Annotated in this window: 15 protein-coding genes; 5 read left to right on the top strand and 10 right to left on the bottom strand. The window is 31.7% G+C overall.

Annotation, left to right across the window (positions count from 1 at the left end):
* The first annotated feature begins 6 nt into the window (after positions 1-6).
* A complete protein-coding gene (locus tag Q4Q35_RS11685) occupies positions 7-333 on the top strand; it encodes a 2TM domain-containing protein (RefSeq protein ID WP_303278155.1) in 327 nt (108 codons plus the stop codon).
* Positions 334-402: 69 nt separating this feature from the next.
* Complete coding sequence (locus Q4Q35_RS11680; protein WP_303278154.1) at positions 403-1,158, top strand: LytR/AlgR family response regulator transcription factor; 756 nt, start codon at positions 403-405, stop codon at positions 1,156-1,158.
* Between the two features lie 196 nt (positions 1,159-1,354).
* On the opposite strand, the gene lpxD is transcribed toward Q4Q35_RS11680, so the two are convergent.
* The 8 genes from lpxD to pepT all read right to left on the bottom strand — a co-directional run bounded on the left by lpxD (position 1,355) and on the right by pepT (position 8,091).
* The gene (gene lpxD, locus Q4Q35_RS11675; RefSeq protein ID WP_303278153.1) at positions 1,355-2,347 is read right to left on the bottom strand and encodes a UDP-3-O-(3-hydroxymyristoyl)glucosamine N-acyltransferase; all 993 of its coding nucleotides are present in this window, start codon (positions 2,345-2,347) and stop codon (positions 1,355-1,357) included.
* A 287-nt stretch (positions 2,348-2,634) separates the two neighbouring features.
* On the bottom strand, positions 2,635-3,087 hold the full coding sequence (locus Q4Q35_RS11670; RefSeq protein ID WP_303278152.1) for a carboxymuconolactone decarboxylase family protein: 453 nt from the start codon (positions 3,085-3,087) through the stop codon (positions 2,635-2,637).
* 81 nt (positions 3,088-3,168) lie between these two features.
* Positions 3,169-3,738, bottom strand: a complete 570-nt coding sequence (locus Q4Q35_RS11665; RefSeq protein ID WP_303278151.1) for a Crp/Fnr family transcriptional regulator — start codon at positions 3,736-3,738, stop codon at positions 3,169-3,171.
* A gap of 2 nt (positions 3,739-3,740) precedes the next feature.
* The gene (locus Q4Q35_RS11660) at positions 3,741-4,913 is read right to left on the bottom strand and encodes an LETM1-related biofilm-associated protein (protein WP_303278150.1); all 1,173 of its coding nucleotides are present in this window, start codon (positions 4,911-4,913) and stop codon (positions 3,741-3,743) included.
* Between the two features lie 123 nt (positions 4,914-5,036).
* Positions 5,037-5,255, bottom strand: coding sequence for a hypothetical protein (locus Q4Q35_RS11655; RefSeq protein WP_303278149.1), 219 nt, complete (start codon positions 5,253-5,255; stop codon positions 5,037-5,039).
* 35 nt (positions 5,256-5,290) lie between these two features.
* Positions 5,291-5,707: a hypothetical protein gene (locus tag Q4Q35_RS11650; RefSeq protein WP_303278148.1), complete on the bottom strand. Its 417-nt coding sequence runs from the start codon at positions 5,705-5,707 to the stop codon at positions 5,291-5,293.
* A gap of 12 nt (positions 5,708-5,719) precedes the next feature.
* Entirely contained in the window at positions 5,720-6,253 is a 534-nt protein-coding gene (locus tag Q4Q35_RS11645) for an RNA polymerase sigma factor (protein ID WP_303278147.1), read from the bottom strand.
* A gap of 599 nt (positions 6,254-6,852) precedes the next feature.
* Positions 6,853-8,091: a peptidase T gene (gene pepT, locus Q4Q35_RS11640; protein ID WP_303278146.1), complete on the bottom strand. Its 1,239-nt coding sequence runs from the start codon at positions 8,089-8,091 to the stop codon at positions 6,853-6,855.
* Positions 8,092-8,227: 136 nt separating this feature from the next.
* Between pepT and Q4Q35_RS11635 the strand changes: the two genes are divergently transcribed.
* Complete coding sequence (locus Q4Q35_RS11635; RefSeq protein ID WP_303278145.1) at positions 8,228-9,265, top strand: quinone-dependent dihydroorotate dehydrogenase; 1,038 nt, start codon at positions 8,228-8,230, stop codon at positions 9,263-9,265.
* Between the two features lie 2 nt (positions 9,266-9,267).
* Here Q4Q35_RS11635 and Q4Q35_RS11630 read toward each other — a convergent pair whose 3' ends face one another.
* Positions 9,268-11,217 (bottom strand): T9SS-dependent choice-of-anchor J family protein, encoded by a 1,950-nt coding sequence (locus Q4Q35_RS11630; RefSeq protein ID WP_303278144.1) that lies wholly within the window; start codon positions 11,215-11,217, stop codon positions 9,268-9,270.
* 104 nt (positions 11,218-11,321) lie between these two features.
* Complete coding sequence (locus Q4Q35_RS11625; RefSeq protein ID WP_303278143.1) at positions 11,322-12,266, bottom strand: T9SS type A sorting domain-containing protein; 945 nt, start codon at positions 12,264-12,266, stop codon at positions 11,322-11,324.
* A gap of 135 nt (positions 12,267-12,401) precedes the next feature.
* Between Q4Q35_RS11625 and Q4Q35_RS11620 the strand changes: the two genes are divergently transcribed.
* A complete protein-coding gene (locus Q4Q35_RS11620; RefSeq protein WP_303278142.1) occupies positions 12,402-13,265 on the top strand; it encodes a hydroxymethylglutaryl-CoA lyase in 864 nt (287 codons plus the stop codon).
* Between the two features lie 153 nt (positions 13,266-13,418).
* Entirely contained in the window at positions 13,419-14,612 is a 1,194-nt protein-coding gene (locus tag Q4Q35_RS11615) for a DUF4856 domain-containing protein (RefSeq protein ID WP_303278141.1), read from the top strand.
* Positions 14,613-14,650 lie beyond the last annotated feature (38 nt).

The following is a 14,650-nucleotide window of genomic DNA, read 5'->3' as shown; positions in this document are numbered from 1 at the left end:
ATAAAAATGGAACAAGATTATAAATATTCTTCTAGCGAGTATAAAAAAGAAAAAGCTTATTTAAGGGCTCAAAAAAGGCTAAAAGAAATTAAAGGTTTTTATTGGCATCTGTTCTGGTATGTGGTAGTAAATATATTTATTTTCATTATGATTGCTTCAAATTCCGATGGCGATATCTGGCACTTAGGAACATTTTCTACACCGCTTTTTTGGGGTATTGGTTTAGGCTTTCATGCTATAGGTGTGTTTGGTAAAAATCTGTTTTTTGGAAAGGCATGGGAAGAACGCAAGATTAATGAGTTTATGGATAAAGATAAAAAACGTTGGGAGTAAAATAAGATAAGTTTATTATAAGATTGATCGAAAAACGACATTATTAATGCAATAATAAATAGGAAAGAAATGAATGTAATCATTATCGAAGATGAGAAACCATCAGCAAGACGTTTACAACGTATGTTAAATACCTTAAATATAGAGGTCAAGATTATGTTGCATTCTGTTGAAGATTCTATACAATGGTTTCAAAATAATAGGCATCCCGATTTAATTTTTCTTGATATTCAATTAAGTGATGGACTGTCATTCGAAATTTTCGAATCTATTGAGATTAAAAGTGCTGTTATTTTCACTACAGCCTATGATGAGTATGCCTTACAGGCTTTTAAATTGAATAGTATAGATTACTTGCTAAAACCTATTGATGAAGACGATTTAGCTATTGCAGTTAAAAAGTATCAAGAACGAACACCGCAGAAACAGGCTGTAACTTTAGATTTTAACGATATTAAAAAGCTTTTAGTAAACCCAATAGATCGTGACTATAAAAAACGTTTCTCGGTAAAAGTAGGTCAGCATTTAAAACTTATTAATATTGATGATATTGAGTGTTTTTACAGTGAAAATAAAGGCACGTATTTATACACTACCGAAGGTAGAAATTATCTTTTGGACACCACATTGGAACATTTGGAAAACGAATTAGAGCCACAGACTTTTTTTCGTGTTAACCGAAAATTCTTTGTAAATATTAATGCCATAAAAGATATGGTAAGTTATACGAATTCGCGTTTACAAATAAAACTAAAAGCGTATAACGAACAAGAGGTTATTGTAGCCCGAGAACGTGTTAAGGACTTTAAGGCTTGGTTAGAGTAGGCATTTTTAGTGTCATACTATTAATCTCCATAATATAATTTGGTTTCATTTGGATACGGAGTTCTAATACCAGTTTCCAAATAAAGCCTTAAACTTAACAAGTAAATAGACCATTTTGAAGAGAAATAAGTTAAGCATTCAATATTCTGAGAATTAATTGAAGGTTTTAAATTACGCGGAGCAACTGTATAAAAAACTACTTTTTAGCTAGCCTTCGCATCGCAACCCATTGCTTTAGCATATCTCTGGCATCTTGCGCAGGATACCCTAAAACAGTTTCTCCAGCTTTTACATTGTTCATTACGCCAGAACCAGCACCTACTGTCGCACCCGACTCTATAATAGTATGATCCTTAATGGAGGCGCTTCCACCTATAATAACGCCATCGCCTAAAGTAACAGAACCTGCAAGCCCACTATGTCCAGCCATAATACAAAAGCGTCCCATAACACTATTATGCGCTATTTGCACTAGGTTATCTATTTTACAGCCATCGCCAATAATAGTAGAGCTAAATTTAGCACGGTCTACACAAGAATTAGCGCCAATTTCAACATAATGTCCAATAATAACATTACCAATTTGTGGTATTTTAACAAGCCCGCGTCCATCATCACTTGGGCGGTATCCAAAACCATCTGCACCTATGCTTACATTGGTATGAAAAATACAATGACTGCCAATAATACAGCGTTCTCGAATAATTGTTCCAGACCAGGCAATGGTATTATTACCAATTGTTGTTTCGTCAAAAACACAGACATTTGGATATAAAATAACACCGCTACCCAATTCTACATTTTTACCAACGTAGCAATTGGCTCCAATTTTACAGCCATCTCCAATTTTTGCAGTTTCATGAATAACTGCTGTAGGATGAATATCTGTATCGAATTCTGGAGCAGGTGGATTAAATAGTTCTAAAATTTTAGCCATAGCTAAATCGGCATTTTTTACTTTAATTAATGCGCGATTTTTTCCCGGTTCTACTTCTAAATTATCATTTACTATAGCTGCACTGGCTTTAGAGTCTGCCCAGAGTTTAATATATTTTGAGCTTCCAATAAAGGTTATATGATTAATACTGGCATTTTGTAATTGTTCCGGTCCATTAATAGATTGTGTTGTATGTCCTATTAATTCACCTTTTAAAATATTATTAATTTCGGTTAGAGTGTACGAATTCATTTATGCTTTCCCTTTACATGTTATAGTTATTTGTAAATCTAACGGAAATATAATAGAATTCACCTTTTTTTCGAGATCATATACTTGAGAAAACTTGTTTTGTATGTTTTTTCTTTAAAATAAGATTGTCATTGATGTATTATTTTTTCAAAAGGCTTAAACCAAAAATTTGAGAAGCCAAATGTCGGATAATAGAAAAATACTTGTAAATCCCTGTTTAGCTTAACAGGAAATTTTGTTTTAAAACCTATTAATAAACGGATAGTGAAACTGTTTTTAACTTATAGTTAGTGTTCCACTTTATAATTCCCGGGAGTGAATTGAAACACTTTCATTAATCTGTTCCATGTATTTATTTGTGTTATTGTTAATGTTAAATAGCATATATCATTTTTATTAAAATGATCTAATAAAGGTGAGTAATCTTCTTCAGGTATGGGGGCGCTACTTAATTTTGTAAGTGTCTCTGCAAATTTCAATACAGTTCGTTCCTCATCTGAAAAATAAGGTGTTTCTTCCCATACACATAGGGATGACAAGCGCAGTTCTGTTTCGCCTGCATGTTTTAGCTCTTTATAATGCATGTCTACGCAATAAGCACAGCCATTTTTTTGAGAAACTCTAAGTTTAACAAGTCCTACAAGCTTATTGTTTAACGATGAATTGGTTATTGAGTCTTCTATAGCTCTTAAGTTTTCAAACATTCCTTCTGGAATATCGGTATAAGAAATTCGTTCCATAATTATATATTGTTTGTATTATGAATACAAAGTTATGATAGAGGGAATCTGTAAATATTAAGATGTCTTAAGAAATGAATCTTATTTATTTTTTCGAAGTTCACTCAAATATTCGGGTGTAATATCAAGATATGAGGCTATCATATATTGCGGAACACGTTGAGAAAATGACCTAAGTTCGTTTATAAACATGAGATACCGTTCTTTACTAGCCATTTTAATGTAATGTTCATTTTTGCGTTCAATGGCAATAAGCATATTTTCGGTAATAATCCTAAATACCCTTTCCAATTTTGGGATGTCTGTATAAGCTTTTTCTAAATTAGCCTTACTAATAGTAAGTATAGTGGTTTCTTCAAGAGCCTGAATATATATCTTAGATGGTTGTTCAGTAATAAAGCTTTCCATGTTGGTTACCCACCAATTTTCTATACCAAAATGAATGATGTTTTCGTTGCCTTTATCGTTAATTTTAAATGTACGTGTTAGCCCTTTAATAATGAAGAATTTAATTTTACATATTTCTCCTTCTTTTAATATAAATTCTTTTTTTCGAAATGTTTGCGGTGTAAGGTAATTGTAAAATAAATTGATGTCTTTATCAGAAAAAGGGGCATAACGATTTAAATAGGTGTGAAGTTGTTTTTTCATAATTAATCATCTATCCTATTGTCATCAAAGGCAGAAGGTAACAGTTTGGGAATAAACTTAACGACTAAAGGAAGTAGTAATGCACCACCGGGAAGTATAAATATAGCAAGACTCGGGATGGATTTAAAAATATCTAGCAACTGTTCTTGTACTTTTTTTTGTTCTTCGTTACTTAAATCCCGAACTGTAGATTGCGATAACAAAATCATAAGTTCTTTGCTGTCTTTTAGCTCTTGATACAAGCGTTTACTGTTTCTTGTAATTAATTTATTTACCATTTTACTAGAGTTATCGTAAAAACTCTGTACAATATTTTTGGAACTTAAAAGTGCTATATTGTCTTTGTTAGTAATATAAAAATGGTTTATAGTAGCAATAGATTCATTAATACGCGATGTCTGAATATTAAGGTCGGTACCTAACTGAATTAAAAATTTTTGTTCGTTATCATCTATCATTCTATCGCCCCAAGTAGCCATACAAGCTAAATCTAAAACATAGTATGTCTCTTGTTTGTTTTTTATAATTTCAACAGCTTTTTTATAATTTACATGACTATTATTTTTAAATCGAAGTGAAGATTCAAAGAGTTTTATTAAACTTTCATCATATTGATTTTTTGTGATTTTTGAGTTTAAAACATCTAAAGAAATAGTCTCTATAGCAGCTTCTATGTTTTTTATATAATCAATTGAAATAGTGTTGTTTTTTAAAAACTCTTTATAAGCAAGAACATCAATAAAAAGCAAGGCATTTATAATAAAATAATTAAAGTTTTTAGTAAGTACGTTGGCGTCTATCTGTACTCGTTTATGTATTATTTTTTCAAGTTGTTCTCTAGATTTTTTACCACCTAATAATTCTCGAAAAAAAGACATTTTAAGCTCATTAATGTCTGTATAAAAATTTATAATACTATCAATAAAAGGAGCATTTGATTTTGACTTTTTGTGGGTGTACAATAATGTTAAAAACAAATTTGTTTTACAAAGTTCCTCTTCGGTAAGGTCTTTTTTATCAATAATACCTCCAACGATATCCAAATTGCTTCCATATATAAAACCACAATTTCTTAAAGCATTATAAAATGCTTCTTCACTAAGACTAAAGACAGCATCCTTTTTATCAATCTCCTTTAGTAATTTTTTTATCCAACCTTGGGCAGACGGATTCATAGTATCATTTTTTATATGATGTAAATGTAATGTTTTAGATATTTAATTTACAAATTTTCGTTTTACCATACTAAATTCATTTTGGTGTTTTGTAATCTTAAGAATAAAAAGGTGCTTAATACTCTAATCTGTTAATATTTTAATGTAAAAACCGTGTATTCTAACCATATTTATAACATCACTTTCTGTTATATTATTTGTTGCTTCAATTCTGAGTACATTGTCAATATCTTCAAGGTCTATAGACCATTTTAAAATGTCGGAATGTTTATTAAGTACGGGTTTTATAGACTTTACTTTTTTCTTTGATTTAATATCTGTTTGAAATAATAATAGATTCATAATAGAATACTTTGAAAGATAATAAAAATGTAATGTTATTCCGGTTCCGATTTTGATTCGTTTACTTGAGTTTTATTTGCTTTTCGTTCAAGATATTGTTTGTAAAGTTCATCACCTTCTTCTTCCCAAAATTTGTCGTAGTGTTTCCATTTTGAAAAATCGCTTTTTGAAGAATCGTCATCACATTTTGAATGTGAGTTTTTAGACGATTTTTTGCTGCCTCCGCCGCACCCTCCAAGTAATAATTTTAGTAAAATAAACAGTCCTACTGCTTGCCAATAGCTTAGAGTGGTTAGTCCGAAAATTTCTGGCATGAGCCAATTCCACAACCACATAATTACAAAGCCAAACAAAATGGCTAAACCAGTTATGGCAATGGCACCAAAGATGATTATTCCCGCAATTTCTATCGGAGATTTTTTTCTGAATTTATGAGTGAAAAAATTTTTCATAATATGTTAATTTTATATTTTATTTATTTCTGATCCTAATTTTTTATACAGTATCCCTATAGCTCTATGCCTTCGGGACATTAGTGTTCCTTCTGGAATTCCAGTTTCTTTAGAAATTTCTTTATATGAATAGCCTTCAAAATCTACTGCTATAATAATATTTCTATATTCTGGTTTAAGCTGTTTAATATGAAACTTTAAAACAGGAATCATTTCTTCCAGCATGTAATTATCTGTAGATTGATGCATCATTTCTGCTAAATCTAAAAGCTCACTATTAATTTCTATTTGCTCTGTTTTTTTAGTGGTTCGCATAATATCAATTATTCTGTTTTTAATTGATCTATAAACAAAACCAGCTACATTATTAATAGGAGCATATCTATCTGCTCCAGAGAATAATTTCAAGGCTACATCTTGAATAATATCCTCGGCACTTCGGCTAGAAGTGTCCTTTATTCGGTTAGTAACATAAATCTTTAGAGATCGATATTCACTACCAAAAAAATCATTAAGCTTTTTACTGTTTTCTGATTCTGAATTCATTTAAAACCGTTTAAAGCGGGTCTTTGATTAAAAAGACGATACTTTTTAAATCTATTGCATTTTATTTAATAAAATTTTGATAATTTACGATAAGCATCTTGGCGTTCTGAAGTTATAAAACGTTGCATTAAAAAAAGAATTTATAATTCTTTTCTATTTCCCAGGAATATTAAAAAACTACTGTAATGATCTCTAGATACTTTAGCAGGATGTATATTAGCTATACATCTTTGTTCATTTTTTCATTATTAGGTCTTAAAGAAGTCTTATTGCATTATTGCATTTATCTCTAAAGTAAGTTTTTGATTGAATCTTATAATATTATTTTCATATAGAATCTCATCATAACTAAAATAAGACTCTAAGAACATTTTTTTTATATAATTACCTCCTATGTCAACCTCTAATTTGCCTTCAGATTTGATATTTAGATTAATTATGTTCTTAAGTATATTTTCTTTATTCAAATTAACTATTCTTTTTATATTGAAATATGCTCTGTCCTTTTTAACTCGTATTAGGGTTAATTTATTTTTAATTTTGTTTCCAATAATACCCTCAAGTGATTCCTCTTTTATAGGCTTTTCAACTATAAATACTTACTTCTCTGAAGCCGTTAACTCTGCAATTTTACAAATCACTTCGGTTGCCTTAATCATACTTTCAACAGGTACATACTCATAACGTCCATGAAAATTATGGCCACCAGCAAATATATTAGGACATGGCAGCCCCATATAGCTTAATTGCGAACCATCTGTACCTCCGCGAATGGCTTTAATAAGCGGTTCTATACCAAGTTGTATCATAGCTTTTTCGACAATATCGACAATATGCATTACTGGTTCTATCTTTTCTTTCATATTGTAATATTGGTCTTTAATCTCGGTAGTAATAATTTCTCTACTGTATTGTGAGTTTAACTCGTTAGTTAGCTTTTGCATGACTTCTTTACGAGCTTCAAAATGGCCTTTATCATGATCGCGAATAATGTATTCTAAAACAGTTTCTTCAACATCTCCTTTTATATTATGTAAATGAAAAAATCCTTGATACCCATGTGTGTGTTCTGGAGTTTCCAGTCGTGGTAAGGAATTAATAAATTCTTGCGCGATATACATAGAGTTTATCATTTTACCTTTTGCATACCCTGGATGTACAATTTTGCCTTTTACTTTTACTACAGCACTTGCTGCGTTAAAGTTTTCGTATTCCAACTCACCTATTTGACTTCCGTCCATAGTATAAGCCCAATCTGCATCAAATTTTTCGACATTGAATTTATGTGCACCTCTACCTATTTCTTCATCGGGAGTAAAACCAACCCTGATTTTCCCGTGCTTGATTTCCGGGTGATTTATTAAATATTCCATGGCCGAAATAATTTCACAAATTCCAGCCTTATCATCGGCACCTAAAAGTGTGGTGCCATCTGTTGTTATTAAAGTTTGGCCTACATAGAGTAATAAATCATCGAAATAATCTGGAGATAATATAATGTTTTCAGAAGCATTTAAAACAATATCTTGTCCATCATAGTTTTCAATGATTTGTGGATTTACGTTTGCTCCTGTAAAATCCGGAGAGGTATCAAAATGCGAAATAAACCCAATAGTAGGAACATCGTGGTCTACATTACTTGGTAGTGTGGCCATAATGTATGCATTATCATCAATAGTAACATCATGCATCCCAATAGCTTTAAGCTCTTCGGCTAGTTTATTAGCCAAATTCCACTGCTTTTTTGTGCTAGGTGTTGTGTTTGATGCCGGATCGGATTCTGTATCGATAGTAACGTAACTTATAAATCGTTTTATGATGTTTTCTTTTGAGATCATTTTAAATAGAATTTAATACGGATTGAGTGAAATAACCTAATGACTATTATGGGTTTAAAAATACGATTATTAATTTTTTTTGCTTTTGAATTGTTCAATTTTTTATTTAGAAGTACTTTTGCATAAATAACACCGAATGTACAAATTATTACTTCGACCTCTATTTTTTTTATTCGATCCTGAAAAGATTCATCATTTCACATTTTCGTTAATAAAATTTATATCTAAAATTCCTGGAATTGGACCTGTTTTAAGAAGTTTATACGTCATTGAAGATGTGCGTTTAGAACGGAGCTTATTTGGATTGACATTTAAAAATCCGGTAGGTTTAGCGGCTGGTTTTGATAAAAATGCCGTGTTGTACAACGAGCTGGCAAATTTTGGTTTTGGCTTTATTGAAATAGGTACGGTAACTCCTAGAGGCCAAGCCGGTAACCCTAAGAAAAGGTTATTTAGATTAAAAGATGATAAGGGGATTATTAACCGAATGGGGTTTAATAATGAAGGGTTAGAAGCAGCTATTTTACAATTAAAAAGGAATAAAGGTAAATTGATTGTAGGTGGTAACATTGGAAAAAATACCAATACAAAACCAGAAGATTACACCAAAGATTATTTAGAGTGCTTTAATGCATTACATCCGTATGTTGATTATTTTGTGCTTAATGTAAGTTGTCCAAATGTAGGGAGTCATGCTAAATTAAATGATAAAGATTATTTAGAAGAATTAATAGGAGCTGTACAAACAGCAAATGCAACATTTGAAAACGCAAAACCGATTCTTCTAAAAATTGCACCCGATTTAAACGACGGACAGTTAGACGAAATTGTAGACCTTGTTGCTACCACAAAGCTGGATGGTGTTATTGCAAGTAATACATCTATGGACAGAAGTGGTTTAAAGGCTTCAAGCGAGTTACTTGAAAATATAGGTCATGGAGGTTTAAGTGGGCAACCTATAAAGGATAAAAGTACTAGAGTTATTGCATATCTATCTAGTAAAAGCAATAAAGCATTTCCTATAATTGGAGTAGGAGGTATTCACTCTGCTAAAGATGCTCTTGAAAAAATAGATGCCGGGGCAGATTTAGTACAGATTTATACTGGTTTTATTTACGAAGGCCCAAGCTTAATAAAACAAATTAATAAAGCGTTGCTTAAAAGACAGTCGTAAAATTATTTGATAATCTTTTTAATGATTCTGGAATTTACACTACTAATTGTCAAGAAGTAAGTCCCCGAAGATAAACTACTCACATCAATTGGCTGGTTTTGATTTCTTAGCGTTCCCGATAAGAATACCTGTCCAACTAAATTAGCAATTTGATAATTTATAACATCTTCAGAATTTATAGCTTTAATATAAAGTGTTGTGCTTGTAATTGGATTTGGATAAATTTTTGTATTTGCTAACGAATTGGAAGTATCTTGGTTTTCATCAATGCTCTTAATACTTATATCATCAATAGCAATATCACCATCCCAACTAGCACCTCTTATAGCTCTAAAACGAACTTTTATAGTTTGATTTTCATAAGAAGATAAATTAACACTTTGTTTTAAAAACGGATCACTTTGATTAGCGTGTTGACTTCCATAGAGTGCCGGGATGACATCATTAATATAACCATCATTTGTTTCAATGTCTACGTGTAATTCTCCAATATTTCCACCAAACATATGATATGAAAACTCCAGTTTGGTATTTGATGTAGTAACATTAATACATGGTGAAATAAATTCTGCAACATCTCCTGGACTTACTCCTGAAGCTTCTGCATAAATATACGTTCCTATGGCACCTTCTGAAGTATTATCGTTTAAAGGTCCCGTAGCGTTGCCTGAAGTTGTTTTTCCTGAATTAGAATACCAGTTATAACCATTATTAGAAACATCTACGGCAGTCCAACCGTTATCTCCTGCTATTTCAAAGCCTTCAAAATCTTCTTGTTTTTGGTCTATTTCTGTACCAACTTTTATGAATTTTGAAAACGTTTTCTTTATCGTTTTAGATTTATTGGAAACAGTAAGGGTGACATCATAGATACCTGCGTCATAAGTATGAGAAGGGTTTTGATTTGTATAGTCGACAATGCCATCTGAGTCTACATCCCATTGCCAATTAGTAACATTAGCACAGTTGTTACTAAAATTCACAGTTAATGTTTCTTCACAGGTGGTACTAACATCTGCACTAAAATTAGCATTAAATGATGAGCAAGCTAAATAATTTTTTGTAGTTTGATAAAAGGCATACATTCTGGCCAATTGCTGAGATGTGAAATGGTTTCTGCATGACTTTCTGGAATAAGACATTAAATTTCCTGTATCCGGATTAAATGTATGTCCGTTTGCATCTGTTTCTATTCCTGTAAACTCGCAAAAATTATTAACATTGTTGCTAGAAAGCTTAGGATCTGCAGGTGTATCGCAAATACCATCACCATCTGTATCACAATTGCTGCCATCTACCAGTTCAGTTGTCATATTACCATTATCTGGTCCATGAGTGTGTACTAAAGAGAAAAAGTGACCTAATTCGTGTGCCAAAGAAGAACCGTTAGTTGCACAACTGTTCTTCATAATAATAATGTCATTATCTCTCCCAATATTATTGCTATAGCCACAAATACTTTCCTCAGAAGTATTTTCCACATAGTTTATAAAATAAATATTTATCAAACCAGATGTATAGTTTTTTTCCTTAAAACCACTTTCATTGCCTTTTTTAAAATGGCAAAGTATATCATCATCTATATAGTTAATGTCATCACATAAGAAAAATTCCATGAAGGCATCAGCATATATAGAGTTAAGATTTTCAATAGCATTATAAAGATCAGAAGTGCTAAGTCCGCCTGAACCATTAGAAGATCTAATAATATGAGCTTTAATAGGAATAGAATTAATAATTCTATGCGTATTATTTTTACCAGATTTGCTAAAAGCGAACTCTTGTTCGTATTTTTTAATTTGAGGTTTTATACTATGTATATATTCAAGAGATTCCGCAGATGTGGTAGTGCCACAGCTAGGTTCTGCTTCGTTCTGTCCAGAGATGCAATATGCTGTCGATAGGAATATCGAAAAAAATAAGAATTTTGGTTTAGTAATAAAAATATTCATTAGGGCAAACATTTTTTCAAAAGTATGCCTTAATGAAAAAGATGAATAATAAAAACGTTTAAGCGTAAATTTTATCGGTCATCTTTTAGTTATATGTGTTATTTTTAGTTGATTACTAGCTTTTTAGAGCTATTTATATCATCAATTGTTTTAAAGTTTAATAGATAAATACCTTTGTTTAAGTCTGAAAAATCTACACTTAGTTTTGCTAATTTTTGTTTAATTTCTATTTGTTTAACTAAGCTACCCAATATGTTATAAACTTTTATTGAACTTAATTCAATATTTTGAATATTTGAAATTGTAATAACTCCATTAATTGTTGGGTTTGGAGATATTTTTATAGCTTCAATCGTATTTACAGTTCTGGTACTTAGTGTTGATGAATTATATGTAAATGTAAGTGTCCCTATTTTTTTTTCATTAAATGGAGTTGTATTAGACCGACTGGTTATAACATCTATAGGGTCGCTATCGGGGTTACTTCCAGAATAAGCATTTCCATCTTCAGTGCCGGCGTCATAAGGAAAAAGATCCATGCTAAAAGTATCTTTCCACCCATTATTAATAATATTGTTTCCAGACCTTAGACTTACACCATTAATGCCTATAAACCAATCTGGGCTAGGTGCAATCATAGAAGCTAAAGTAATAAGAGGATAATCTTCGCTAACCTCAAGGTTATTTATAGTGATCGTGCCTTTAGCAAGACCAAGACCACTACCAATAATGACCTTATCTGCATCTGTATTATTATTGACTTCAGTCTCAAAAGCATTAGTACTACCAGTTTCGGCAATGTCTTCAATTCCGGATGAGGCAGCTGCGCCCATCATTAAAAATACATCTGGAGTTTGATGTGTTACTACAGCCAATGGAGACCAGTGTGCATTTGAAGGTAAAGCAATAGTGCTTTGACCTTCAGTAGAGTTTATAGCAACCGATTCCCAAATACTTTCAAAAACAATAGTATAATTAGCTGTACTTTGACTAAATGATAACATGTATGTAAAAAGTATACTAATAAATAAGAGGGTAGTTTTTTTCATAATGTGATTAATTAGAAGTTAATTGTAATGTCGTTTCATTATTAAAAAACTTACACATTAATTAAAAAATCTTTTTTTCGTTGCTAATAGCTTAACCAAAATAATAGTATTTTTATCCTTCCATTTTTTTACTAGATGCAAAACAAAGTTAAGATTATTGAATGTCCACGAGATGCCATGCAGGGTATTAAAGACTTTATTCCAACAGAGAAAAAAGTACAGTATATCCAATCATTACTTCGTGTTGGTTTTGATACGATTGATTTTGGAAGTTTTGTATCACCTAAAGCTATTCCCCAAATGGTTGACACTGCAGCGGTATTATCAAAACTAGATTTATCTAAAACAACTAGCAAGTTACTTGCCATTATTGCAAATACAAGAGGAGCAGAAGATGCAAGCAAACATCCCGAAATAGATTATTTAGGCTATCCGTTTTCAATTTCAGAAAACTTTCAAATGCGTAATACACATAAAACGATAGCACAGTCTGTAGAAACACTTTCAGATATATTAGAAATTGCAGATAAGTCTGGCAAGGAAGTAGTTGTTTATATATCAATGGGCTTTGGTAATCCCTATGGTGATCCTTGGAATGTTGATATTGTAGGCGAGTGGACAGAAAAACTTTCGAATATGGGCGTAAAAATTTTATCTTTAAGCGATACCATTGGAAGCTCGAATGTAGAAAGCATTAAGTATCTTTTTACAAATTTAATCCCGATGTACCCAGATATTGAATTTGGAGCACATTTACATACCACACCAAGTACATGGTTCGAAAAGGTCGATGTTGCTTATAAGTCTGGTTGTAGGCGTTTTGACGGAGCCATTCAAGGGTTTGGAGGATGCCCTATGGCAAAAGATGAATTAACAGGCAATATGCCTACCGAAAAGCTATTATCCTACTTTACTTCTAATAAAACCAATAGCTTAAATGCACTTAGTTTTGAGAGTGCTTATAATGAAGCTTCAAAGGTTTTTAATTTTTATCATTAATTTTTTGATGTTTAATTAATTGTTTTTTAAGAGTTTATTTAAATTTAATCTAAATAAACTTTGCATAACAAATTATGAGTTTTATATTTGCATTTTTAAATTGAATGTTATTTAAAACAAGTCTAAATAAAAATTACTAAATAAATATTGAAAATGAAAAAAATAGTATTAAGCCTTTCAGTTGTATTGGCATTGTTCCAATCATGTTCTAATGATGATGATGCAAATCTAAACAATGTTGTAGCTCCTGCTACTTATAATTTTGAAAGAAACGGAGTTTCTACAGTATCTTTTAGCGGTCAGACTACAAGAATTCAGATGGCAGAAGAGTTAATATCTGCATTAATAGATAATACCGTAACAGAAGTAGCTTTAGATGGCATGTTTGCGCATGAAGAAGGAAATAATGACTTCTCTGATACAGATTTAAATGCTTCAGACAAAAGCATAAGAAGTAAAACGGCAGCTTCTACAGATTATTTTTCTGCAAATACAACCGATGCCAATGCTATTAAAGCAGACTTTGATGGTTGGATAGAAGCTCAGGTCAATGATGTGTTTCCAAACTGGGGAACTACAGCTACAGCGGGAAATGCGGGTAATTTGCAAGAAGCCGGAGGCGGTTCTACACGATACATTAGTGGCAAAGGTCTAGAATACAATCAAGCCATTAATAAGGCCTTGATCGGTGCTTTAATGGTTGACCAAATGCTTAACAATTACTTAGGTACTTCTGTTTTAGATGCAGGATCTAATGTAACAGATAATGATGCCGATACTTTGGAGGATGGTAAGTCTTACACTACTATGGAACATAAATGGGACGAAGCATTTGGGTATTTATATGGCAATGAAGCTGATCCTGAATTACCACAGTTGGGAGCAGATAGTTTTTTAAACAAATACCTGTCAAGAGTGGAAGAAGATGCAGATTTTGCAGGAATAGCAGACGATGTATATAATGCTTTTAAGTTAGGTAGAGCGGCAATCGTAGCCAAGAATTATGATGTTAGAGATGAGCAAGCAGAAATTATTAGAGAAAAAATATCAGAAATTATAGGTATTAGAGCTGTGTATTATTTACAACAAGGAAAGGCTAATTTAGGAACAGACAATGCTTCTGCCTTTCATGATTTATCCGAAGGTTTTGGATTTGTTTACAGTTTGCAGTTTACAAGAAAGCCAGGAACAAATATACCATACTTTACAAAGACAGAAGTAGATGCTTTTATAGCAACACTTATGAGTGGAAATGGTTTTTGGGATGTAACAGACCAAACTTTAGATACTATATCAGATACTATATCTGCTGAATTTAGCTTTACGACAGCACAGGCCGGAAGCTAAAAATAGTAAAAGAATTTAGTTTTTTTAAAAGTAGTTAT

Source organism: Flavivirga aquimarina, from assembly GCF_030540835.1.
GTDB lineage: Bacteria > Bacteroidota > Bacteroidia > Flavobacteriales > Flavobacteriaceae > Flavivirga > Flavivirga aquimarina.
Note: the sequence above shows the minus strand (reverse complement) of the source record. Positions and strands in the feature narration are given on the sequence as shown.